Source organism: Vibrio aquaticus, assembly GCF_003970385.1.
Lineage (GTDB): Bacteria > Pseudomonadota > Gammaproteobacteria > Enterobacterales > Vibrionaceae > Vibrio > Vibrio aquaticus.
In genome coordinates this window covers 404,582-427,786 of sequence record NZ_RXZH01000002.1, presented here as the reverse complement: position 1 = coordinate 427,786, position 23,205 = coordinate 404,582, and the positions used below count along the sequence as shown (strand labels likewise).

At 45.4% G+C, this 23,205-nt stretch carries 23 protein-coding genes; 2 read left to right on the top strand and 21 right to left on the bottom strand.

Annotated elements, in window-relative coordinates:
- Window positions 1-4: 4 nt before the first annotated feature.
- From EJ063_RS07855 to EJ063_RS07845, 3 genes are all read right to left on the bottom strand, one after another.
- Window positions 5-538 (bottom strand): TRAP transporter small permease subunit, encoded by a 534-nt coding sequence (locus EJ063_RS07855; protein ID WP_126573677.1) that lies wholly within the window; start codon window positions 536-538, stop codon window positions 5-7.
- Between the two features lie 114 nt (window positions 539-652).
- Window positions 653-1,774: a TRAP transporter substrate-binding protein gene (locus tag EJ063_RS07850; protein WP_126573675.1), complete on the bottom strand. Its 1,122-nt coding sequence runs from the start codon at window positions 1,772-1,774 to the stop codon at window positions 653-655.
- A gap of 396 nt (window positions 1,775-2,170) precedes the next feature.
- A complete protein-coding gene (locus tag EJ063_RS07845) occupies window positions 2,171-2,545 on the bottom strand; it encodes a MarR family transcriptional regulator (protein WP_126573674.1) in 375 nt (124 codons plus the stop codon).
- Window positions 2,546-2,766: 221 nt separating this feature from the next.
- On the opposite strand from EJ063_RS07845, the gene EJ063_RS07840 reads away from it, so the two are divergent.
- Entirely contained in the window at window positions 2,767-3,438 is a 672-nt protein-coding gene (locus EJ063_RS07840; RefSeq protein ID WP_126573672.1) for a DUF2982 domain-containing protein, read from the top strand.
- A 79-nt stretch (window positions 3,439-3,517) separates the two neighbouring features.
- Here the strand turns inward: EJ063_RS07840 and EJ063_RS07835 are convergent, their stop codons facing one another.
- From EJ063_RS07835 to EJ063_RS07755, 18 genes are all read right to left on the bottom strand, one after another.
- Window positions 3,518-4,174, bottom strand: coding sequence for an MBL fold metallo-hydrolase (locus tag EJ063_RS07835; RefSeq protein ID WP_126573670.1), 657 nt, complete (start codon window positions 4,172-4,174; stop codon window positions 3,518-3,520).
- A gap of 86 nt (window positions 4,175-4,260) precedes the next feature.
- Window positions 4,261-4,803: a peptidoglycan L,D-endopeptidase MepK gene (gene mepK / locus EJ063_RS07830; protein WP_126573668.1), complete on the bottom strand. Its 543-nt coding sequence runs from the start codon at window positions 4,801-4,803 to the stop codon at window positions 4,261-4,263.
- Window positions 4,804-4,992: 189 nt separating this feature from the next.
- Window positions 4,993-6,540 (bottom strand): L,D-transpeptidase family protein, encoded by a 1,548-nt coding sequence (locus EJ063_RS07825; RefSeq protein WP_126573666.1) that lies wholly within the window; start codon window positions 6,538-6,540, stop codon window positions 4,993-4,995.
- Between the two features lie 105 nt (window positions 6,541-6,645).
- Window positions 6,646-7,722 carry a DUF1513 domain-containing protein gene (locus tag EJ063_RS07820; RefSeq protein ID WP_126573664.1) on the bottom strand — a complete coding sequence of 359 codons (1,077 nt, stop codon included), beginning with the start codon at window positions 7,720-7,722 and terminating at the stop codon, window positions 6,646-6,648.
- Window positions 7,712-8,743 carry an imelysin family protein gene (locus tag EJ063_RS07815; protein ID WP_126573662.1) on the bottom strand — a complete coding sequence of 344 codons (1,032 nt, stop codon included), beginning with the start codon at window positions 8,741-8,743 and terminating at the stop codon, window positions 7,712-7,714. Before EJ063_RS07815 ends, EJ063_RS07820 begins: the two co-directional genes overlap by 11 nt.
- 9 nt (window positions 8,744-8,752) lie before the next feature.
- A complete protein-coding gene (locus EJ063_RS07810; RefSeq protein WP_126573660.1) occupies window positions 8,753-10,147 on the bottom strand; it encodes a di-heme oxidoreductase family protein in 1,395 nt (464 codons plus the stop codon).
- 120 nt (window positions 10,148-10,267) lie between these two features.
- Entirely contained in the window at window positions 10,268-11,533 is a 1,266-nt protein-coding gene (locus EJ063_RS07805; protein ID WP_126573658.1) for an imelysin family protein, read from the bottom strand.
- Window positions 11,534-11,700: 167 nt separating this feature from the next.
- Window positions 11,701-12,348: a GTP cyclohydrolase II gene (locus EJ063_RS07800; protein ID WP_126573656.1), complete on the bottom strand. Its 648-nt coding sequence runs from the start codon at window positions 12,346-12,348 to the stop codon at window positions 11,701-11,703.
- A gap of 152 nt (window positions 12,349-12,500) precedes the next feature.
- Entirely contained in the window at window positions 12,501-12,674 is a 174-nt protein-coding gene (locus EJ063_RS21005; protein ID WP_167469888.1) for a hypothetical protein, read from the bottom strand.
- Between the two features lie 179 nt (window positions 12,675-12,853).
- Window positions 12,854-13,825 carry a GGDEF domain-containing protein gene (locus EJ063_RS07795; RefSeq protein WP_126573654.1) on the bottom strand — a complete coding sequence of 324 codons (972 nt, stop codon included), beginning with the start codon at window positions 13,823-13,825 and terminating at the stop codon, window positions 12,854-12,856.
- A 146-nt stretch (window positions 13,826-13,971) separates the two neighbouring features.
- Window positions 13,972-14,445 (bottom strand): DUF2947 domain-containing protein, encoded by a 474-nt coding sequence (locus tag EJ063_RS07790; RefSeq protein WP_126573652.1) that lies wholly within the window; start codon window positions 14,443-14,445, stop codon window positions 13,972-13,974.
- A 19-nt stretch (window positions 14,446-14,464) separates the two neighbouring features.
- Window positions 14,465-15,052: an HD domain-containing protein gene (locus tag EJ063_RS07785; protein WP_126573650.1), complete on the bottom strand. Its 588-nt coding sequence runs from the start codon at window positions 15,050-15,052 to the stop codon at window positions 14,465-14,467.
- Window positions 15,053-15,631 carry a ribosomal protein S5-alanine N-acetyltransferase gene (gene rimJ / locus EJ063_RS07780; RefSeq protein ID WP_126573648.1) on the bottom strand — a complete coding sequence of 193 codons (579 nt, stop codon included), beginning with the start codon at window positions 15,629-15,631 and terminating at the stop codon, window positions 15,053-15,055. It lies immediately after the preceding gene.
- Entirely contained in the window at window positions 15,632-17,176 is a 1,545-nt protein-coding gene (tyrR, locus tag EJ063_RS07775) for a transcriptional regulator TyrR (RefSeq protein ID WP_126573646.1), read from the bottom strand.
- Between the two features lie 100 nt (window positions 17,177-17,276).
- A complete protein-coding gene (locus EJ063_RS07770) occupies window positions 17,277-18,329 on the bottom strand; it encodes a YcjF family protein (RefSeq protein ID WP_126573644.1) in 1,053 nt (350 codons plus the stop codon).
- Window positions 18,326-19,702 (bottom strand): YcjX family GTP-binding protein, encoded by a 1,377-nt coding sequence (locus EJ063_RS07765; RefSeq protein ID WP_126573642.1) that lies wholly within the window; start codon window positions 19,700-19,702, stop codon window positions 18,326-18,328. The genes EJ063_RS07770 and EJ063_RS07765 overlap by 4 nt, the downstream gene beginning before the upstream one ends.
- A gap of 114 nt (window positions 19,703-19,816) precedes the next feature.
- Window positions 19,817-20,002, bottom strand: coding sequence for a hypothetical protein (locus EJ063_RS07760; RefSeq protein ID WP_126573640.1), 186 nt, complete (start codon window positions 20,000-20,002; stop codon window positions 19,817-19,819).
- 131 nt (window positions 20,003-20,133) lie between these two features.
- A complete protein-coding gene (locus EJ063_RS07755; RefSeq protein WP_126573638.1) occupies window positions 20,134-21,651 on the bottom strand; it encodes a fumarate hydratase in 1,518 nt (505 codons plus the stop codon).
- A gap of 169 nt (window positions 21,652-21,820) precedes the next feature.
- Here EJ063_RS07755 and pabB point away from each other — a divergent pair, with 169 nt between their 5' ends.
- Window positions 21,821-23,188: an aminodeoxychorismate synthase component 1 gene (pabB, locus tag EJ063_RS07750; RefSeq protein WP_126573636.1), complete on the top strand. Its 1,368-nt coding sequence runs from the start codon at window positions 21,821-21,823 to the stop codon at window positions 23,186-23,188.
- Window positions 23,189-23,205: the final 17 nt, after the last annotated feature.

Below are 23,205 nucleotides of genomic sequence, written 5' to 3'. Positions count from 1 at the left end.
CTCCTTATTTCTGCTCTTGTGAATAGATGAGGTGAGGGTTGAAGATCTTATTGAGAGAGTGCAACAGCAAGCCAATGCCGCTGATCGCCATAAATAAGAACGACAAAGGGATCATGCCTTTAATGATCCAGCGATAAGGTAACCCGCCAGGATCGCCGGAAGTCTCGCCTAACAGATAACTTTCTTTAACGAAGCCAATGCCGTAGTACGAAACAAGTAAGCAAAAAGGTAACAGGAATATCAGCGTGCCTAGCAAATCAATGATTGCCTGAGCTTTGTGCGATAAACGCTCGTAGAAAAGGTCAACGCGCACATGTCCGCCCGCTTTAATCGCGTAAGGTACACCGAGTAAGAACACGGCTGAGAATAGATGCCATTCCATTTCTTGAAAGGCAATGGAAACATCGTTGAATACATAACGCATCACAACGTCATACACTACGTTCAGTAGTAATAGGATAAACAAGATGCTTGATAACCACCCGAGGAAGTCACCAAAGCGATTAAACACTCGCTCGATATAGATTAGGCTTCTCATTCCTTACTCCGTGGAATTTGAAAATGGCGCCACTTTAATGTGGCGCTCTTAGGTAATGTATTTCTTGGGCTTGAGCTGGAACAAGTGACAATGTCACTTATTCCATATTGGTTATTATTGAGCTTGGCTGTTTAAGTAAGCGCGGTGAGAAATATCTGTCCACGAACGTACCTGCTGTAGGTAGTCAGCTTGAGACTGTTGAATGGTTTTCGCCAATTCGTCTTTCTCTGCGTGCTTCGCCAATAGACGGTCATTCGCTTCTTTAAGAGCACTCATTACTGCTGGTGGGAAGTCTTTAACCTGTACATCAGGATACTCAGACTTCATTGACACCCAGTTCTTACCACTTTCGTGCGTTGCTTGAGTGTACATATCGTAAGCGGCTGTGCGCATTGCTACACGTAAGATTTCTTGTAGATCTTCAGGTAGACCTTCGTAAACACGCTTGTTAACTAGGAATTGAAGCTCTGAACCTGGCTCATGCCAACCTGTGTAGTAGTAAGGGGCAATTTTGTGGAAACCCATACGTAAATCTAGCGATGGACCAACCCACTCTAGTGCATCAATCGTGCGGCGTTCTAAAGAGGTGTATAGTTCACCTGGGGCAATGTTGGTTGGTTTAGCGCCTAGCTCCGCTAAGATCTCGCCAGCGAAACCAGGGATACGCATCTTAAGACCTTGCAAGTCTTCGACTGAGTTGATTTCTTTTTGGAACCAGCCACCCATCTGAATGTCTGTGTTACCACCAGGGAAAGAAAGAAGATTGTGTGGAGAGTACACCTGATCCATCAGCTCCATACCACCACCATGGTAGAACCATGCGTATTGTTCAGCTGGTGTCATACCAAATGGCATTGAAGTGAAGTATAGCGTGTTTGGCACTTTGCCTTTCCAGTAATAAGAACCAGAGTGGCCCAAGTCGTACTGACCTGACTTAACCATATCAAAGATGCCCAATGGCGCTTTGTGCTTGTTCGAAGAGTCAATTGTGATCACTAGGCGACCATTCGACATTTTCTCTGCCATTGCAGCCATGTTTTTCGTTGCATCACCAAAGACTGGGAAATTCGGCCCCCAAGTTTCTGCCAGTTTCAGTTTGTACACCTTGTCTGGCTGACTTGCCGCTTTTGTCTCTTGTTTTTCTTCTTGTCCACAACCAACCAATAAGGCTGAAGATGCAATGACAGCCAAACTGCCCTGTACCACTTTCTTTAGGGATGAATTCAATGATCTCATGTTCACTTCCTTTGTTATCAGACTCTACCTTCAAGTAGTGTCTGTCTCACTGATATAGGTTCTTTCTCACTGATAGAGTGGAATATCATTGGGCAAGAAGAAATCAGCGTGAACACGGAGAAAATTTAACACTGTCTTTAAAAATTAGACTAAAGGCGTACGTAGTAACACGTAAGAACAATGACCCCTTAGAAACATAATGAATTTAAAACAATATGTTAGGATAATTGGGTTCATCAAAAAACTGAGGGAAATACGTAGTGATGAGATCAGTGAATTTATTGATGAAATAGTTAGAAGTGTGACCAACGCATAAATGACAGAGATGAAAAAGCCCCGACAATGTCGAGGCTCTCAAGGTTTGTAATCCAATAAGCTGGATTGAGCTAGAGGCAATTAAACTGCTTTGTAGATAACTTTGTTGCCTGCTAGTTGCTCTTTCACTACTAGGTTTTCTTCTAGAAGTTTTTTAAGAGCGCCTGTTGCCCAAGAAGCCGCTTTTGCATCTTCTTGACCAGCTGCTAGACCGATACCTTTAGGGTTGATACCTTCAGCGTTGCTAACAACGATATCTAGCACTTGTTGCTGCTTTGGAGTAAGCGCAACGTCAGTTGTTTTAGCCGCAGCTACAACTTTCTCCGCAGCTGGTTTAGCCGCTACTTTTTTCTCAACTGCAGGCTTAGCTTTCTTTGTTGCTTCAACTTTCGCAACTGTCGCCTTAATGCGCTTTTGCAGTTTTAGCTGCACTTTACGCTTATGAGCAAGTCTCATCGAGTATTTCTCCATTTCACTGCATACGGAGCAGTGGTGAAAATTTGAAGCGCGATTTATACCAAAAATTTGGTCGTATTTACAGGGTATAAGGTGCTTTCTGCCACAAAAATACGTGATATCTCAATGTGAGGCTACAATTTAATCAATAGAGATAATGAAACAAGTTAAACTACTGATTATATAAACAGATGTCCGTTATTGGTAAAAGTGGAGTCTTGATGGAAACCATTCACCTCACCAATCAGCCCTTTATTTTCTCGACAGTGACGCTCCGTTGGTTAGCTGGAATGTCGGCGATTTCCAGTTTGGTCCTTCTACTTTATTTCCCAAGTTGGCAACAAGCGGTTCTAACCATTGTCGCCTTTGCTGCACTGATCGGCTTTGGCTATGTGTTAATACTAAAAAGCACCGTACGTTTCACGCTGACAGCGACACATTTTCAGCAACACCTGTTTAAAGGAGGATGGGTCGTACAATGGAGTAATGTCAGTAAAATTGGCGTGTGCACGTATGAGCAGGAAGGTTGGCATCAACCCCTGCCTTGGATCGGGATCAAGCTTAAGCATTATTCTCCCTACCTAACGAGCATCTGTCCACGAATTGCCACTGAAATCCTACTGAGCCAAAGAGCCCTACTCTATGTGGGTGCGAAGCAGTATCAACAGGTCGAACGTTTTGAAGATATCGTTTTAGACTCTAGTCGCTATAGCAGCAGTCAAGGCCAACAATTTACTGGGCTACAAGCGATGCTCGCCAATCGGATGGCCTACCAACGCGAATACTTCGATTACGACATCTTCATTTCAGCCCAGGACCTCGACCGAGAAGCAGAAGAGTTTGTTGGGATAACTAGACGATACTTGGCCGCAGCTAACCGAGATCCCAGCTAAAGCAGCTCCAACTTGCCTATTTCTGGCAAGATCAAAAAAGGCCGCACTGAGCGACCTTCCATTCAACTGTACACAGTGTTTAGTACAACGGCATTTCATCCGCCACAAATGGGTTAGACGCACGTTCACGACCAAACGTAGACTCAGGGCCGTGACCCGGAACAAAGCGAACGTCATTGCCCAGCGGCCATAGTTTGCTCTTAATCGAGTTAATCAGAGTATCGAAGTCCCCTTTCGGGAAATCTGTACGACCAACCGAGCCGTTAAACAGCACGTCACCAACAAATGCCAACTTAGCGTCATCGCTAAACAACACAACGTGACCTGGAGTGTGTCCCGGAGTATGAATCACATCGATAACTTGATTGCCAAATGTAATTTTATCGCCTTCGTTTAACCATTGATCAGGTTCAAACGCTTCTGTTAGTGGAAAACCAAACATTTGGCTTTGACCTTCAAGACCTTGTAACCAGAAGTTGTCGTCTTTATGAGGGCCAACAATACCAACGCCGCCAAGTTCACGAGCAAGCGGCTCTGTACCACCCACATGATCAAGGTGACCATGTGTCAGCACAAGGTTTACCACTTTAACGCCAAGTTCTTTAATCAGCATCGCCAGTTGCTTAACATCACCGCCTGGATCGACAACGATCCCTTCCATTGTTTCATCACACCAAACAATAGAGCAGTTTTGAGAAAAGGAAGTAACAGGAACAACTTGATACTGAAGAGACATACATTAACCTTGTGAGATTTCCAAACTGGCTGAACTATGACATTAGCGCCGCTTTTTGACAACTCCCAAAGCGACACTGACAGGCATTATGCCCAGTAACGAACCGGTCCAGTATCAACATGGATAAAGTTACTTCCTGGGTAGTAGCCTACTCCACCAAACTTGAGCTCACGTGCGACATCACGGACACGTTTTAGGTTTACGCCATCCAAACGAAAATCGATCGCTTGGCCTAGCATGTGATAGCTCTTTTTCGCTACACCGCTAGATTTGCCACGCAACGCTTCATTCGTTGCCGGAGAGCGGTAGCCAGAAATGATTTCAACTTCAGCTTGAACGCCGAGTTCCTGTTGAATTTGACTAATATGATCAAACAATCGCTTATCCATTGGGTGGACTTCGTTGCGTCTAAAGTCACGACACAAATGATTCAAACGACCCAACTCTTTCGCTACGTACTTGGTACCATCAAAGTAACACGTTTCTAATGCTTCTCGTGTATGCAAATTCGTTAGAGCAAGAGAGCGAGGTTGATCAGGATAAGAGGCAAACGCTACGCTTGGTGCACAAGTCGCAACAACCAAGCCACTTCCGGCCAGTTTAAGAAAATCTCGTCGGGAAAAAACCACGTTAAAATACCTTCACAAATAAGTTTCAGAACAGTGTCGAGTGGCGACACTACATAACTCTTTCATGAAGTGCAAATGCATAAAGTATGCTCAATTTGCCATTTAGTGGATAATTATCCGTTTAATTATTGAACTAAAAAGCAAAATTATTAATCTACAAAAATGTAAATTAATATTTTCCGTGAACAGCTATATCAAACTGTTTCCGTCTAGGCGGTAAATGTCTTCCCTATAGTGGACATTGCCTTCCTCATACCATGCCGTTTGATAGATGATATGTACTGGAATACGATTTCTGAGCGGGATCGCGTGATTTGATTTTGGCTCTGACGTTACGTTCTCTTCGCGGATCACGCCATAGGTATCAATGAGTCTATTGGCAAATACATCTGCGTTTTCAACACGAATGCATCCAGAACTAAATGCTCGTTGTTCTTCGCTAAATAGCCCTTTGCTTGGCGTATCGTGTAGATAGATAGCGCGGCGGTTTGGCGTGTTGAACTTGTACAGCCCCAGAGCATTGTGGTTGCCTGAAAGCTGAGTCATCCGATAAGGAAAGGCGCTTGGTGTCAAGTTATCCCAATCTATGGTGTCTGGGTTTATCTCATCTTTTGAACCCCATTTCGGAATGATCTTGATGTTCTGACGAGTAAGGTATTCCCTATCCTCTTGAACCTTCGGAATAATGTCTTCAACCATGATTTTCCAAGGCACATTCCATGTTGGGTTAAGAATCAGTGAGTCTAGGCGAGTCGTCATTAGTGGGGTTGGCCGAGCAATTTTTCCGACCACCACTTTCGACTCAAACACTTCTTGCCCGTCGTCCCAGTAGGTCATTTCAAAGCTCGGCACGTTCACGACAATGATGGTGTCTCTAGCGGTTGGCCAATATCGAATACGCTCAGCGTTAATGGCTAATGTCGACAGTCTTTGCTCTAGCGGTAAGTTAATCCATTTAATGGTATTCGGGCCAATGACACCATCAGGCTTCAGCCCATGAAGGCGTTGGAACTGTTTAATCGCAGGCTCAAGAGATTTGTCATACCAAGTGGCTTCTTTGTCTACGTCAATCAAATCAACATCAACAATCGCGAGGCGCTGCAGTAAGACGTCACGTTGCTCTATTTTGTCGCCTACTCGCTTCAATCCGTACTGCTGGTAAAGCGGCAAATCCAATTTTTGAAAACGAACAACGTTCAGATAAGTATCGATGAGGTTGTGGTAACCATCTGAGTCTGGGGTGAAAGATTCGATCAGTTCGGCCAACTCTTGGTGGATGACACTGCGTTTGAATGCGATTTGAACGCTCACTGGAGGAGGAGGAAGAGTGCCGGTTAGTCGTTGTTCAAAGAACCAATCTTTGCCCTGTGATTGCGCTAATGTGGCGTAGCTTAAATAAAGTAGCGTAGTGTCTGTCGCAAGCAAGTCATATTCATACCAACGGTTGCTTTTACGGTAAAAGTTCAGATAACTCAGTTGACGATTGAATAGCGAACTAAAGCCGGCCTGTTGAATGACTTCGAGCTGAAACTCAAGCTTACTGCTCTGTTGAAGATCAAACCAAATAAGCTGGTTATCATTGTCACGATAGATTGAATCCAATATGTCAGGATATTGCAGTAACTTGTGCACCTGACTTTCAGGCGTTATCCATCCAATTTGATTGAAGTACTGACTCGCAAAAGTGGTTGATGGTAACAAGCACACCACCAACAACCAATAAATCCGTTTGACCATCTACTCATCCTCATCGAGTCGAACTATAAGTATGGCAGAGTTATTCGATAGTCAAACGGCTTGTTTTTGAGACTGTCGTAAAGATCATAGAAATCAACGTCTGTATTAACTGATTACTGACCAGTGGTTATCCCATTGAACACCTGAGCGAATCCTGTGTTTGTCCCCCGGTCTACGTTGACTGACAACGCCCCCCGCCCCAGAACTCACCTTGAACACATCTCCTTGTACGACCACACCAGAGGCATCAGGCAGAGATGCCTGCTCAACGAGCTTCCGAGTGTGTTTAGACCAAATACCATAACAGTTCCCTCGGGGAGACGTGGCTAAAATCCACTCATCCGTCGCCGCAATGCTCGCAATGTAGTGATTAAACCGCGCCCATTGCTCTGGCTCAGCTTGTAAAGGTAATAGTTCACCGCCTAATGTGTGCATGGCCAACAGAGATGGATATTCATCCGGTTCACCGCGATATTGCTGGCCACATAGCACGGTTTTGGAGCCATCATGAGCAAGGTGACGAATGCTCAATTTATGGTCAGGCAACCCAACTTGTTCGATCAGCTCTCCATTCTTATCCAAATAGCTAAGACTTGGTGACATAGAATCTAGGTTGAGTGGCTCTCTGCCGTTAGTATGAACGCCGCCGACACCAATCGCTAAGGAGTCGTCTGGCATAAGAATCACTTCATGAGGCCCAAGACCAAAACCGGTAAATTCGGTGACTTTTTCGTAACCCGCAATCACGTCATAAACCCCAATAATGCCTCGGCTTGTGTTGCGCTCTCCTTCCGTAGCAAACAACCACTGTCCATCATGGGAGAACACGCCATGACCATAGTAATGACGATGGTGGTCTGCCGCTCGAAGCTTGATCGACTCACCCGTTACATAGTCAAAGACCTGAAAGAAGGTCCCTGGTCGGCGGCCAAACGCGACGGCATGCTGATGCTTTGAACACGAAGCCACACCATGCCCTCTCTCTGGGAGTGCGATACTTTTGAGTGGCAAGCCATTTTCATCGGCAACAACGGCTTGGAATCGGTCTCGACCGACAATCGAACACCCGATGAGCGTTGGCTGCTGAGTTTTCTGTGACGTTGTTACACACCCTGCCAAAGGATAAGCCGCCCCAAATAGAGCGGCTTTCAAGAGTGAACGTCTGGTTTGATTAGTCACCATCTGTTGCGTTAAACCCTATAATGACCCCAAGCTCTATCGCTACTTCTTCATGAATCAAGTACTTGAGTTGTTCTAGCTTATTGTACTGTGAGTAAGCATATTGATAGCCTGGTTTGGTTTGCAGCATTGAGAACAAGCTCTGTTCTGCAGGCCATGTCTCGACTGTCATCGCAAACTGATTAGCGATTCGATCAGCCAACTCCGCTTTGCCTTTTTCTCTAAGCAGCGCATCAAGCCCCTGACCATTCGCGAAGTAGAGAGCTTGCATCGCTTCAACATTGGCTTTTAGGTTTTGCATAGACGTTTCTGAGCGCCAAGACTCCGAAAAATAAGGGCGAGGCTTACCAAAATTGGCCAGAGGTCGGCTCATTTTCTTCATACTGTACTCAAGCTGGTTCGAAAGCAGCGCAATGTATTCTGACTCCCACCGTTTTTCATCCAGTTCCACCCATGGATTGGTTGACCAAGCCTGAGCAATGCTTGCCGTATTTAACTCAATATTGGTCGTAATAGAGGTTGCCGTTGAGCAAGTTTGTGCGTTATCAATCAGATCTGACCCTTTGTCATACAGCAGCCATTCAATTGAACCAAGGCCTTGTACAGTCACGCTTTGTTGGGCAATATCCTCTTGCGTTGCTGATTGATCTTGTCGAATCAAAGCACTCATCTTGCGACCCGTTGTATTCTTCTTGTCTGGCCAAAACTGGATATTCCAACTTTGCGCCAAGGCTTCTTCAGGACCTCGTTCTTGCCCCTGTAGTGCCATCCAACGAACCATGGTCTCATGCCACGTTTGTTTCACTGCCTCAATGTCAGTGTTTGAGGCACAGTAAAATGACATCACTTGAGATAACGTTTTTGACTGAGCCGCTAGAGCTTGTGCAGACCCATATTCGACTTCGTAAACACCTTGGCTAAGGTGATTGGTTTTTTCTGGTTTATCGCTGGTGTCTGAGCTAGTCTGACAACCACTAAGCGCCGTTAGAACCGCCACTGATAAGGCTAGTTGTTTGTACTTCATCACTCGATCCTATAGCGAATTTAAGAAAGCGACCAAGGCTTCTCTTTCTTTCTTATTGAACTTAAGCACTTTTTGTTTCGTAGCTTCGGCTTCGCCACCATGCCAAAGCACCGCTTCTAGCACATTACGAGCACGTCCATCATGAAGTAAATTGGTATGCCCATTTACCTCCTCGGTATAACCAAGCCCCCACAAAGGTTGAGTACGCCACTCTTGCCCATTCGCTAAATACTCAGGGCGATTATCGGCAAGGCCTGGTCCCATATCATGCAGAAGCATGTCGGAATAGGGATGAATGATCTGATTCGACAGTGCAGGTAGTCCTTCTCGTTCACCCGTTTTGACGCCTGTCTTGTGGCAACTGTCACAACCGACTTTCGCAAACAGTTCTTGACCATGTTTGACTTGAGGATCATTGACATTGCGACGGATTGGCACGGCTAGATGCTGCGAGTAGAACTCGACAAAATCGAGAATATTGTCACTGACTTCCGGTGAACCACCATTGGGTAAATCAGCACAGATCGTTTGATTCGCCGTACAATTCTCATTTGGGAAAAGGCGGCTTGTTAAACCGACATCGCCATTAAATGCCGCAGCGTTTTGCTGCATCAAATTAGGTTGCCCTGCTTTCCAACCAAAACGACCAATCGCAAAGTCGTTTGCTTGTACGTCCCAAACTACGTTTGCTTTGCCCGAGATGCCATCGCCATCTTGGTCTTGTTCATCAGCCCACGCCTTTAGCGTCTCATCAGGAATACTTTCTAGTAATCCAAGACCAATCATTGGTGGTGCAACACGAGCTGACATTTGTGTATTGGGGTTCATCTCGCCATAGCCTAAATTGGTAATGGAAAGATTCGGCTTACGGAGCATGACTTGGGTACCGTCAGCAAATCTAACTGGCACATCGTCGTATGTGATCTTAATGCTGCCTTCCGGCGTGTGATCCTGCAGTGCGAAATCTTGAAGTTGACCACCATAGGTTGGCTCTGGAATCACACCATCTTTAATAAATGCTTTCTTCTGCGCCGGTGTCATTGCTGGAATACTAAGACGCACTAACATAGACACCGCATGGCGATCGCCCGGCTCAGGGGGGTGCCCTCGTCCATCTTTGATGTGGCAGTTTTGACAACCATTGGTATTAAACAGTGGCCCTAGACCATCACGGGCGTCAGTAGACGCAGGGGCTTGGACCCAAGGGTTTCTAAAAAAACTGTTACCCACACTGAAATCCAAACGCTTGGACATTGGTAGGTTACCCGCAGGCAAAGAGAACGCATTCGCACCATCTTTCTTCACAGAAGTATTACCCCCTGACTTAACGTCATAGGCTAACACTGAAGACGACGTGCTAAAGATTAGTAAACTCGTGAGAGCGGATTTGATGTACAACTTCATTTTGATGACTCACTACCGGCCAATAACCGCAAGTTTTAAATGGGAATAATTCTCAAAAAGCTTTATCTCTAAAACATCAAAAGGGCTCAAATGAGCCCTTTGTGTTCGCTGCAGTCCAGATTAAAACTCGTGGTCTGCGGTGTCTGGATTCAGACTTGTGATGCCAACGATTTTCGCAGCACGCTCAATTTGTACTGTCTGAGCAACCAGTGACATGATGGTGTCATTAACCAACGCATTGCCTTGTGTGTTACCTGCAGCAATCAGCTGATCAAAGAACTCGCCGTCTTTTTCTGCTGATGTCACTAGCTCACCTACTTGAGAACGCGTGTTATCAAACTGCTTTTGAATTTCTTTCGCTGCTTGCTTGTCTTTCTGAGCGACTAGATCGTGTAGACTTGGGCCTGACAATAGAGTGCCATCTTCACGCTTGTACAGACCAGTGTAAACGTTGTAGATGCCTTGCTCATTGTAGTAGTGAGAGTTGTGCGTGTTATCAGAGAAACAGTCGTGCTCATCTTCTGTTGAGTTGGCTTCAAGCGCCACTTTCATACGCTCACCCGCTAACTCACCTAGAGAAAGTGAACCCATGCCAAACAGCATTTTGCGTAAGCCATTGTCTGCTGAATCATTGAGTAGCTCTTCACGGTAGTTGCCTTTCACACCTTCAGACCACTGGTTCTCCATCCACTCAAGGTCTTGGATCAGAAGCTCTGCCGCTGCTTTTAGGAAATCACCACGACGGTCACAGTTATTGTTTGTACATTCAGAGCCGACAACAAAGTCTGTGTAAGCACGTTGACCCGCACCTGCGTTAGTGCCGTTTAAGTCTTGGCCCCAAAGCAAAAATTCAATCGCGTGGTAGCCTGAAGCTACGTTCGCTTCAGAACCACCGACTTCGTTCAGGTCAGCGATCAGTTCAGGGGTAATTTTTGCCACATCAAGAGTTGATGCACCAATCGTTAGTTTTGTGTTAGCGACGATATTTGCGTTCGCACCTTCATTACCAAGCTCATATTGGTAGTCAGCAGAAACGTAATCAATTAGACCTTCATCCAGAGGCCACGCATTAAGCTGCCCTTCCCAGTCGTCGACAATAGCGTTACCAAAACGGAACACTTCAGACTGTTGATAAGGAACACGTGACTCTAACCAAACTTGCTTTACTTGCTCGAACTTTTCAGCGGTTGGGTTTGCTAGGAAAGTTTCGATTGACGCATCAAGCGCCTTTGCCGTCGTTAGCGAGTCAGCGAATACCGCGTGAGCAACATCAGCGTAGTGCTCCACTACCTGTTCTTTGGTAACGGTAGTAGCAGCAAAAGTAGAACCACTGGCAATAAGAAGTGAAGCCGCGACAGATTGGGCTAATAGCGTTTTTACATTCATGAAAAAGCATCCTTGTTGAGCTTAATAATTATTCTTCTTTGTGAGTGCTAATTATTATCATTTGCACTTATGGGTGTGAATAATACAAAGTTACAATTTTTTTGCAAGCGACAAACAAAAAAGCCTCACAAAAGTGAGGCTTTTATCAACGTATATTTTTCAGTACGTTAGACGTCTAATTGGTGCTTTCCGTGCGCAGCTTTAGCTTGCAAGTAGCTTTCGTTGCCGTCTTTTACATGGGCCAATGTATTGACAACTTCTTGAATTTCAACGCCATGTTCTTTTAGTTCACGAATCTTTTTCGGGTTGTTAGTCACAAGACGAATCGATTTAATATCGAGTGCTTGAAGCATCTGAGCCGCTTCAGTGAAATCTCGTAGATCGTCACCAAAGCCTAACTGGTTGTTAGCTTCGTAAGTGTTCATGCCTTGGCTTTGCAGTTTGTAGGCATCAATCTTGTTGTACAAGCCAATACCTCGGCCTTCTTGACGTAAGTAAAGGATGATGCCGCCTGATTCCGCCATTCGATTAATGGTTTCATCCAATTGTTCACCACAATCGCATCGGGAAGAGTGGAATACATCACCAGTCAAACATTCTGAGTGCATTCGAACCAGTGGCGCTTCTTGAGTCTTGTCAGCTTGTTTAAAAATCACAGCAACATGCTCTTTGTCCGTTTTCAATCCATGAAACGACAAAATCTCTGCGTTGATGTTACTGTTTGCACCGACTTTGAAATCGACTCTGGCTCTTACTTCCGCCATATCTATACTCACTTGAATCTCTGGTTTTGTTATATCTATCGTGGCATTCATCTAAATGCTCCGCTTTGCTGTTAACTATGGGGACTAATACTCGACAATTCAACGTTTAGTTCACAATTGTTATAATATAACATTTCTTTATTGAGGCAATAAAAAACCTCACCGAGGTTATCGTGAGGTTTTAACGGGATTCTTTCGATGTTCTAGTCTTGCTGACTTTTCCAAACAGACAGTTCAATCCAAAGCGTTTCTAACTCGCGCAGTTCTTCTTCACTAAGTAAGGACAATGTCGGCTTTGTTTGAGGCAGAGCGTAAGCTTGCACGGCTTGGATTCGCGCGTAAAAGTCATTACGTAATTGAGATACATTTAAATTCACCACACTCCCCCAAAACTCATATTCTTGCCAAAACTGACTGTTAAATTAAACTAATCGCAAAAATGATAACAAATTACAGTATAAACGTAAATAAAACTGCAATATATGGGGTTAAAGTCACATTTACACCCTTTTAGACTCTTTACAATTCATTGGCTTAGATGATCAACTTTGATCATTTAGAACAATTCCACCTCGTCTAGTCGATCATCATCATTTGATCGAGTGTTAACCTGATACATATCTTCATAGCACTTCACTTGGTTTCGCCCTGACTCTTTCGCAAAGTAGAGCGCTTTGTCAGCGTGATCCAGAATCGTCGGCAAATATTGACTGCGGGAAATTGAGCACAATCCACAACTAAAAGTAACATGGTTTACTTGTGGAAAGCGGTAGGCTTCTATCAGCAAACGGAACGCTTCCAAGGCTTCTAAGACTTGATGCTTCTCTTGAGGAGGAAACATAATGACGAACTCTTCACCTCCGAAGCGAAACAATTGCTCTTGATGACTAAAGAAGTTTTGCAGTTGCTGGGCAAACATCAATAGCACTTCATCCCCTATCATGTGTCCAAACTGATCATTAACAGCTTTAAAATGATCGAGATCTAAGATCGCAATCCACACAGCAACGGCGTCCCCTTGATCAGACTGTTCACCGAAACATTGCGAAAGCCTTTCTTCTAAAGTTCGCCTATTGAGTAACCCCGTCAATTTGTCTCGTTCACTTTCATGCAAAACAACCAGGTAGTTACGGTAGATTTTTGCAAAACCATCCATTAACAACTCATATTGCACGGGTGATTGTGTCATCGTGACGGTAAGAAGCGCTGAACTGCAATCAGAAATTGAGATAGGACATTTCCAAACGTGGTTTCCAGCCGCATCGTTCTCAATACAGATAGTTTCATTAAGGTGATCGTGACAGGAAACGTGGCTTGCTGGTATATCATAAATCCATTGGTAATCTTGCTTATCGTTATCACGAACTACGTGTGCAATCACGATGGCGGTCGTTCCAATATAGTGTGTTAAGCTCGCTTGGCAAATTGGCAGCATTTCGGAGAGCGTCGCGATCAAGCAGTGACCTAAAGAAATACTGTTTCTCTGCTCCGTAATCTCGATGACGGAATGCAGTATCTTGTCTTCCATCGCTTATCCTTGTGAAGGCGTTTGTCTGTTTGAGTATAGACACAACACCAAATAGTCACAAAGTTGCATAAAAGAATATAACCAATGGTTCTTCTCAGTGATCCCTCAAAATAAAAAAGAGCAGATAAACTGCTCTTTTCTCGGGTTTAGCTACGATGGCCTAACTTAACATTACCTTTACTGTCGAACCACAACGCTTCTTTTCGACGGCGACCGATGAGGACTGGTCCATCATCATAGAACAAGAAGTTCTTCCAATGCTTTTTGAAGATTGACCACTTAGTTTCAATCACATTGTATTTTTCGTAGCAAAAGTAAACGGTCACGTCGTCTTGCCAATCGATAAAAGCAAGCACCTCTTCCGGCAGATCAGCCTCATCCGATTCCCATTCGCTCATCCAGCTCACGGTTTCTTTCCAGTTCGACTCTTTCATTGGCCAATCTGATGAACTAAATCGATCGGCATCTGGGCTTTGAACGCTGATATTCTCTTGCCAAAGCTGCGATGCGCGCAGTTGTGTCATCGGCTTTATTGCCTCTAGATCCGCGTCAGGAACCGGCATTGACTGGTGGGTGAAGATCCATTTTCTTTGGTATTCATCCAACGTTAAGTACGACATTAATAAACCTCTAAATGCACTAGGCTTTAAGCCAACCGTTTTTGGTCGCTTCTTCAATAATTTGTTTCGCTTTGTTCCAAAGCGCTTGTGAACCAAGCTCAATCTTCTGGTTCACGGTTAACGCTTGCTCGCGTGTTACACCGTGCTCTTGCCAGCTTTGCCCTTGGTTATGGTAGTTGAGCAGCATTGGAATAATTCGATCCAGAGCTTTAGCAAATTTGGCATCATCGGACTCTGCACTTTCAAATTCTAACCACAGCTCATGGAGTTCCTTACCCTGCTCTTCAGGTAACAGGCCAAACAGTCGTGTCGCTGCAGCAAGTTCTTTCTCTTCTTGCTCGGCTGAAGCGACTGCATCATAAACAAAGGTATCGCCAGCATCAATTTCAACGATGTCATGCAGAAGCAACATTTTGACGACACGGGCAATATCAACAGGCGCATTGGCGTGCTCTTCCATTAAAATTGCCATCAATGCCACATGCCAGCTGTGCTCTGCGCTATTCTCTAACCGTTTCTCTGCACTCTTTACACGTGTGCGTCTTAGTACAGACTTAAGTTGGTCCAACTCCATTAAGAGGGCCAGTTGTTTCTCTAACCTTTCCATCTAAAGCTCCTCCCAATTTGGGTTTACCAAGGATGTTAAGTTATGGTCTTCCCATTCACCATTGATCAATAGGTATTTTTCGGCAAAGCCTTCTTGTTTAAAACCAATGCGTTCCAACACAGACTCGCTACGTTTATTACGTGGCATATAACTCGCCATGATGCGGTGCATATTCTGGATCCGGAACATATAGTTCGTGGCCAGTTTCACTGCTACCGTCATGACGCCCCGCCCTTGAGCGCCATCTGCAAGAGAATAACCCATATTACAAGCATGGAACGGAAAGCGAGAAAGGTTGCTAAACGACACGGTCCCAAGCATTTCATTGGTGTGCCTATCGATGATAAGAAGGTAGTAACCTAATCCCATTCGATGCAATTCATTCAACTTAACAAGTCGCTGAGTCCAACCGGCTTCGGTATAAAACGCCTCTTCGCGCTTTGGTTCCCAAGATTTAAGGTGCTCTTTGTTGGCAATAAAGTAATCGGAGATTAACTTACCATCTGTTGGCTCTGCAGTACGTAGAACGATCTCACCCTCTACCTCATAAACCTGCGTTGGTGTGCTGATTCTTTGCATTTAGTTCTTACGGATTCCATATTCGCGTAGCTTATTTGCCACGGAAGTGTGCGACACATTCAAACGCTTGGCGAGCTTACGGCTTGATGGGAACGATTGATAAAGTCGCTCCAGTACCTGTGATTCGTAATCCTTCATGATGTCATCAAGCGAACCATCTAGACTCAATACAGGACCGTTGGCACTCGGTGTATCGAGCTGAGGTAGGTGGAAAAGATCCGCAGTTAGGTCTTCACTTTCTAGCTCGGTTAACGCTCTAAGCACCATATTTTCTAATTGGCGCATGTTACCTGGCCATTGGTAGCTCACTAGTTGGTCTACAAGGCTATCCGCAATTTGTGGTTTCGCTATCCCCAACTGAGAAACGTATTTTGCCACAAACAACTCCAGTAATGGTGCGATGTCGTTCGAACGTTCGCGCAGCGGTGGAATCTGCAAAGTCAGAACATTTAAACGATAGAATAAGTCTTCACGGAAAGAGCCTGATTCAGCAAGGTCAGCGAGGTGATGTCGCGTGGAAGCGATCACTCGAACATCGACATGAATCTCATCTTCTTCACCAACACGTCGGAAAGTCCCATCTTGCAGCAAACGCAGTAGTTTGATTTGCAGATGCGGGCTCATTTCGCCAATTTCGTCGAGGAAAACCGTTCCGCCATTCGCTTGCTCAAAGATGCCTTTATGACCTTGCTCATGGTTGAACGAGCCCGGTGCGTGACCAAACAGTTCAGTTTCAGCAACATCGTCTGGCATGGAGGCACAGCTTAGGACAAGGAAAGGGTTCATCCCACGGTGCGAGCGATTATGGCACGCACGCGCCAGCATCTCTTTGCCCGTCCCCGTTTCACCTTGAATCAATAAAGGCTGATCAAGCATTGAGAGTTTTTTAGCCTGACTGATCAACGCTTTGTGACGGTTCGACACGCCAACAAAATGTTCAAATCCAAGATTGTTGTGCAGGGGTAAAGATTCATCAAACAGTGGTTTGTCTTGGCTTGAGCGAATAATCATTACGGTACTTGCAAGTACCGATTCGCTCGCTTCGTTGGTAATGTAAACTGGCATGATTTCCATCATGTAGTCTAAACCACGCACCACCACTTCTTCTCTCTTACGAGTGATGTTTCCCTCAACCCAGTGGGAGAAGTTGAAGTTTGGCAACAATGATGAAATCGGATGGCCGTTAATCTCGCTTTCTTCACTATCAAATAAGGTTAACGCCGCATGGTTTGCCATGTCGACATTGCCTTTAAGATCGATGGCAAGAACCGGCTCTGGGAGATTATTGAGAAGAGAAATAAGCTCATTGTTATGACGTTCAATTGGCATAAACTGAATCTTACGAACGTCTTTTACACCCGAGATACGGCGGATTTGAGCCATTAACTCGCTAAAGGTATCAAAATCGATATCTGGGCAGTTTAGGTAAATAATGCCCGTTACATCAATTTCGATGCCGCGGAGGTCGATACTTTTGGAAGCAAGAATATCGAGTAATTCACGAGTCAGACCAAGTCTGTCTTCACAGGAAACTTCTAGGCGCACAAATGAGTCCCTAACTAAGGTGTCACGAAAAGTTGACAGTAGTTTCTCTTAAGCCTAGATCCTCGTCAAGCAAACTGATATTACCTGCTTCACATTCGCACTATTTGATTGTAATTGCGGTTACTTTTTCAACGATACGTTTGCGAATCGCCCCCAGTTTTACCTGACGTTCTTTGTGCCAAGGAATTGGGCGCAGCAAAGCCATCGCTTTTAAACCAAGTCGAGCGGTTAAGATACCCACTCCCAGTCCCTGACCTGCTCTTGCTGATACTTTACCTGCCAAGTCCATTGACATCAGATCCATGCTCGCATCAACGGCCAACTCACTGGCCCCCGCTGCCGCCATGTTGATGAAGGTCGCTTTAAGCAGTTTCACTCTCGACCAATAGCCAAGTTCGACACCGTAGACATCAGCCAAACTGTCGATCATTTTGAAGTTGCGCCACGCCACCAGCAGCATATCTGCAACCGCAAGTGGACTGATTGCCACCAAAGCCGCGGACTCCGTCGCATGTTGAGACACAATCTTTGTCGCTTGTTTATCTTGTTCTGCAACCACCATTGCATCATACATATCAAGTATTTCCGCATCGCTGTGTGATTGGTTGATGCTGTTGATCCAGCGATCGTAGCTTGGCGATTCGCGCAGTATTCCAGCCTCTTGGGCAATACTTTCACAAAATACTTTACCCTTGCCGACACTGTCAGAGTGCATCAAGGTTTCACTTTGCTCTTGTACGCTAAAGTGATTGCGCAGTTTGCGTAGCTTGAATAACTCTTTACCGATCGCCCCTACACCCAGCAATGAAATGGTTGAGATCAAGCCAGCCCAACCAAGCGCGAGCCAATCAGCACTTTGTAATGCTGTCACAACCGAATCGACTGCTTGCCAACCAAGCAACACGGCGAATGTTGACACCAACCCTGTCGCTAACCACTTAGAGCCAGATTTTGGCCGAATAACCTGAGTAAGGTTATCTTCAATCGCTGCTTCACTATTCGATTCAACTTCGACCGGAGTAAAAGTTTCTTTCTGATCAAACTGCTTTTGGGCAGTGAGCTCAATCTGCTGTTCTTGGTTATCTAGATTGTCATCAAACGGCTGATCAAATTGCTGTTTTTGTTGTAATGGACGGCTATCAGATTGATTCATTTCAGCTTGTCTCCAATTAAATACTCGACCGCTTTATCAAGTCGGATATGAGGTAAAGGATCATCCATTGAGCCTTGTTTCGGTCTAAAGGCGGTGAACTCAAAGCCTTGTTGTTGCCAATAACTTTGTTCTGGGAGCTTTTTCGGCACTTCACCTGGAAAAACCGTAATGGTTTGTTCATCTAACGTCGTGCCTTTGAGTGCAGGGTACGTTTGATCGCCTTGGGAAATAAACCCAGACTGCGTCGCTTGAATTGACGCTATGGTCATACAGCTCATCTCGATGTTTTCATACGACGCGGTTTGCCACGCCGGATGAACCATCTGTTGAAGCAGCGAAACCAAATTGGTGTGTTGCTCAGGCGTGACATGATCCGCTTTGGTGGCAGCAAACAGCACTTTGTCGATTTTAGGTGCGAACAAGCGTTTGAGTATGTTGCTACGACCGTAACGGAAGCTATGCATTATTTGTTCAAGAGCTTGGCGCATATCATGGAATGACTCATAGCCCTCGTTGAGCGGCTGTAAGCAATCCACCAACACAATTTGACGATCAAAGGTCGAGAAATGGTGCTTATAAAACGCTTTAACGACTTTTTGCTGATATTCATGGTAACGAGCTTTTAGCATCGCAAGGTTCGTCCCCTTTTGTGCTTTCTCGCTGTCATCGATTCGGCAAGGGAAAAACTGTAATACAGGCGCACCTTCAAGTTCACCGGGTAACACGAATCGTCCCGGTTGTACCCAATGTAATCCCTCGTCTTTGCACGAATGCAGAAACTCCGTGTAGCTTTGGGCCACTTCAGCAATGGCTTTTTCATTCAGTGGAGCCGATAAGTCCAATGTCTGTAGTTTGTCTAACCACTCTTCAGCTAATTCTTTACGCTTACCTTTGAGCGCATCAAACTGAGTTTGAGACCATTGTTCAAAGTCCATATCGAGTAGCGGTAAATCGAGCAGCCACTCACCTGGATAATCAATAATGTCGATGTGTACTGTCGATGTGCTGCTGAACAGCTTTTTGGTTTTCTTTTTCGGCTTGTATTTCAGTGCTAAACGAATTTCGCTCACGTCTCGGGTTGGCTCTGGCCAAGATGGTGGCGTAGCATGTACCTGCTCCATCGCTTCATCATAGAAAAAGCGCGGCACCATCATATTCGCTTGAGGCTCACGCTTGGCACCGATAAGGCGCTTCTCACGGGCCGACGCAAGCAATGGCAAGTTATCGTGGGTAGACGTATGAAGTAGCTGATTGACAAGTGAGCTGATAAAGGCGGTTTTTCCTGCTCTGGATAGACCCGTCACTGCGATACGCACATGGGAGTCCATACTGCGGTGGATCAAATCGTTCACTTCTTGCTTAATGTGCTTCATTCATAATCTCTTTTTATTCAATCGATATCAGCTTAGCGGATCCAATATTAATCTTATATGAACAAAAAAGCCTCCGATAAAATCAGAGGCTTTTTAACGGATGAGGGTGAGCCCCTAATCGTCTTCAATCAGCTTATAGATAACAAACAGTGCAATTTCAAGCAGACCAAACAGCACACAAGTAATCGTGACGTATTTTTCATCAAAGATACTGATGCCGTGAAGAATGAGGTCATAACCGACAAAGGCACCCACAACCACTGCGATGATCAGTTGTAGGATTTGGATAAAACGTGGCATTGCTGCTCCTGACGTATAAATTTCAGATGAAGTGATTATATAAACAAAAGGTGCAGCTTATGCTCCACCTTTGTCAAATATTCGCTAATTAAATCAGCTATTTCTCACAAGTTTTACAATCGAATCAGCAATTACGCTTCCATCTCTTGGATTTTCACCTTCCAAGTGTCTGGGCCGATTTGGTGTGCGTTTGCCCCTTCAGAGTCAACCGCAACCGTCACTGGCATATCTTCTACTTCAAACTCGTAAATGGCTTCCATACCCAAATCTTCAAACGCAACAACACGTGCTTTCTTGATCGCTTTTGCAACCAAGTAAGCCGCACCGCCCACAGCCATTAGGTAAACCGCTTTGTGTTTCTTGATTGATTCAACCGTTGCAGGACCACGCTCAGCTTTACCGATCATGCCCATGATGCCGGTTTCTTCTAGCATCATGTCGGTAAACTTATCCATGCGTGTTGACGTTGTTGGGCCCGCAGGACCTACCGCTTCATCACCAACAGCGTCTACTGGGCCAACGTAATAGATAAACTTACCTTTGAAATCAACGCCTGCAGGTAAGCCTTCACCGTTTTGTAGCATGGTTTGAATACGCTTATGCGCCGCATCACGACCCGTTAGGATTTTACCTGTCAGTAGGACCGTTTCACCAGTCTTCCACTGTTCAACGTCTGCTTGAGTCACTTCATCTAGGTTAACACGGCGAGTGTTTTCACCTGCTTCCCAAGTGATGTCTGGCCATTCTTCCAGTTTTGGTGGCGTTAAGTCTGCAGGGCCACTGCCATCAAGAGTGAAATGAACGTGACGAGTTGCCGCACAGTTCGGGATCAAACACACTGGCTTAGATGCTGCGTGCGTCGGTGCTGTTTTGATCTTAACGTCAACAACGGTTGTTAGACCGCCAAGACCTTGTGCGCCGATACCCAACTTATTAACGCGGTTGAAGATATCTAGTCGTAACTCTTCTTCTGCGTTTTCAGGGCCACGATCGATAAGCTCTTGAATATCGATATGTTCCATCAGTGATTCTTTTGCCAGTACCGCCGCTTTTTCAGCCGTACCGCCAATGCCTATACCTAGCATACCCGGTGGACACCAGCCCGCCCCCATTGTTGGCAGTGTTTTTTCAACCCACTCTGCCACATCGTCAGAAGGGTTTAGCATCACCATTTTGGTTTTGTTCTCAGAACCGCCGCCTTTAGCCGCAATTTGAATCTCAACGTTATTACCCGGAACCATATTGATGTGAACAACCGCAGGCGTGTTGTCTTTGGTATTGATTCGCTTGCCTGCAGGGTCCATAAGTACTGAAGCTCGCAGTGGGTTATCAGAGTTGGTGTAAGCTTGACGAACACCTTCATCGACCATCTGTTGAACCGTTAGGTCAGTCGAGTCCCATTGAACACCCATACCGACATTCACAAAACACGTTACGATACCCGTATCTTGACAGATTGGACGATGGCCTTCTGCCGACATGCGAGAGTTAATCAGGATTTGAGCAATCGCATCTTTCGCTGCTTGGCTCTCTTCACGGTGATAGGCTTTTTCTAGGGCTTGAACAAAGTCTAGTGGATGGTAATAAGAAATGTATTGAAGCGCATCAGCAACACTGCTGATCACATCTTGCTGGCGAATTACGGTCATTGCGTACCTCGTTATTATTAGTGCTTCCTTTTTACAGCCGAACAAAACGTTTACTTATCTGTTTTTATGTTGGTAAACGCTGGTGTAGCGACTTTTGATGCCAATATGATACTCTTGCTTTCCTCAACACGCCACGTAATCAACGATCTCTTTGTCACAAATTAAACAAATGAATAACATCACGCCAAATTGCTTAGAAATCAAACCGATCGACTATCAAGACGATCTTGCGATCCAATATTTTGCGAACATTGAGTCACTCCCGTGGGCGATGTTGTTACGCTCCCCTTCGTCGACTCACATCGATAGCCGTTTTGATATTTTGGTAGCAAAGCCAATTGCAACCATTACAACCAAAGGCTTAGAGAGTGACATCACCACACCAGAGGGCAAAGAAACCTCTCAGACCGACCCGTTTGAGCTGATTAAGCAGCTGCAAGCTCAGTACCTAGCGGATGTTGAGTATTCAGGCGACCTGCCCTTTATTGGGGGTGTCTTAGGCTATTTTTCGTATGATTTAGGTCGCCGTGTTGAACATATTCCCACTCTGGCAGACGAAGACCTAACCACGCCAGATATGGCGATTGGTTTGTACAGCTGGGCGTTGGTTGTCGACCATCAAGAAAAGAAAGCCCATATCGTGGGTGAGAACGTTGAGTCACACTTATCTTGGTTGCGTGCGCAAAAAGCCGACGACAAGGAAACATTTACGCTAAGTGGTGACTGGCAGTCAAACATGACCAAGGAAAGCTACGCAAGCCGATTTGCTCAAGTACAAGAATACTTACTCAGTGGTGACTGCTATCAAATCAACCTTGCTCAGCGTTTTAAGGCCAGCTACGAGGGCAGTGAGTGGCAAGCCTACCAAAAACTTGAGAGCGTCAACCAAGGCCCATTTTCTGCGTTTGTTCGTACCGAGCAAGGGGCAATTTTAAGTGTGTCTCCAGAACGTTTCTTGCAGGTAAAAGATCGAGAAATCGAGACTAAGCCGATTAAAGGCACTCGCCCTCGCAGTGAAGACCAAGCGATTGATAAGCAAGCGGCTTATGACCTCGCTAATGCCGAAAAAGATCAAGCTGAGAACTTGATGATCGTTGATCTGCTGCGTAACGATGTCGGTCGTGTGGCTAAGCCTGGTACAGTGCATGTCCCTAAGCTGTTTGATATCGAGAGCTTCCCAGCGGTTCATCATCTTGTCAGTACCATTCGAGCGGAGTTAGATGAGCAATACTGCCCTGCGGACCTGCTTAGAGCCTCTTTTCCGGGCGGTTCAATTACGGGTGCACCGAAGATTCGAGCGATGGAAATTATCGAGGAGTTAGAGCCTCACCGCCGCAATGCTTACTGCGGAAGCATTGGCTACATTAGCCGACATGGCAGAATGGATACCAGCATCACGATTCGTACTCTGGTTGCGGAGCAAGGAAAGCTTCATGTTTGGGCGGGCGGCGGTTTAGTCGCAGACAGTCAGTGCGAGGCGGAATATCAAGAGACGCTAGACAAACTGAGCCGAATCTTACCGGTGCTTGCCAACTAAATTAAGATGGGCTTAAC

What these genes read in the sequence shown, in the direction of transcription:
- EJ063_RS07855 (WP_126573677.1), bottom strand. Translation starts at nt 538, where the DNA reads ATGAGAAGCCTAATCTATATCGAGCGAGTGTTTAATCGCTTTGGTGAC.
- EJ063_RS07850 (WP_126573675.1), bottom strand. Translation starts at nt 1,774, where the DNA reads ATGAGATCATTGAATTCATCCCTAAAGAAAGTGGTACAGGGCAGTTTG.
- EJ063_RS07845 (WP_126573674.1), bottom strand. Translation starts at nt 2,545, where the DNA reads ATGAGACTTGCTCATAAGCGTAAAGTGCAGCTAAAACTGCAAAAGCGC.
- EJ063_RS07840 (WP_126573672.1), top strand. Translation starts at nt 2,767, where the DNA reads ATGGAAACCATTCACCTCACCAATCAGCCCTTTATTTTCTCGACAGTG.
- EJ063_RS07835 (WP_126573670.1), bottom strand. Translation starts at nt 4,174, where the DNA reads ATGTCTCTTCAGTATCAAGTTGTTCCTGTTACTTCCTTTTCTCAAAAC.
- EJ063_RS07825 (WP_126573666.1), bottom strand. Translation starts at nt 6,540, where the DNA reads ATGGTCAAACGGATTTATTGGTTGTTGGTGGTGTGCTTGTTACCATCA.
- EJ063_RS07820 (WP_126573664.1), bottom strand. Translation starts at nt 7,722, where the DNA reads ATGGTGACTAATCAAACCAGACGTTCACTCTTGAAAGCCGCTCTATTT.
- EJ063_RS07815 (WP_126573662.1), bottom strand. Translation starts at nt 8,743, where the DNA reads ATGAAGTACAAACAACTAGCCTTATCAGTGGCGGTTCTAACGGCGCTT.
- EJ063_RS07810 (WP_126573660.1), bottom strand. Translation starts at nt 10,147, where the DNA reads ATGAAGTTGTACATCAAATCCGCTCTCACGAGTTTACTAATCTTTAGC.
- EJ063_RS07805 (WP_126573658.1), bottom strand. Translation starts at nt 11,533, where the DNA reads ATGAATGTAAAAACGCTATTAGCCCAATCTGTCGCGGCTTCACTTCTT.
- EJ063_RS07800 (WP_126573656.1), bottom strand. Translation starts at nt 12,348, where the DNA reads ATGAATGCCACGATAGATATAACAAAACCAGAGATTCAAGTGAGTATA.
- EJ063_RS07795 (WP_126573654.1), bottom strand. Translation starts at nt 13,825, where the DNA reads ATGGAAGACAAGATACTGCATTCCGTCATCGAGATTACGGAGCAGAGA.
- EJ063_RS07790 (WP_126573652.1), bottom strand. Translation starts at nt 14,445, where the DNA reads ATGTCGTACTTAACGTTGGATGAATACCAAAGAAAATGGATCTTCACC.
- EJ063_RS07785 (WP_126573650.1), bottom strand. Translation starts at nt 15,052, where the DNA reads ATGGAAAGGTTAGAGAAACAACTGGCCCTCTTAATGGAGTTGGACCAA.
- rimJ (WP_126573648.1), bottom strand. Translation starts at nt 15,631, where the DNA reads ATGCAAAGAATCAGCACACCAACGCAGGTTTATGAGGTAGAGGGTGAG.
- EJ063_RS07770 (WP_126573644.1), bottom strand. Translation starts at nt 18,329, where the DNA reads ATGAATCAATCTGATAGCCGTCCATTACAACAAAAACAGCAATTTGAT.
- EJ063_RS07765 (WP_126573642.1), bottom strand. Translation starts at nt 19,702, where the DNA reads ATGAAGCACATTAAGCAAGAAGTGAACGATTTGATCCACCGCAGTATG.
- EJ063_RS07760 (WP_126573640.1), bottom strand. Translation starts at nt 20,002, where the DNA reads ATGCCACGTTTTATCCAAATCCTACAACTGATCATCGCAGTGGTTGTG.
- EJ063_RS07755 (WP_126573638.1), bottom strand. Translation starts at nt 21,651, where the DNA reads ATGACCGTAATTCGCCAGCAAGATGTGATCAGCAGTGTTGCTGATGCG.
- pabB (WP_126573636.1), top strand. Translation starts at nt 21,821, where the DNA reads ATGAATAACATCACGCCAAATTGCTTAGAAATCAAACCGATCGACTAT.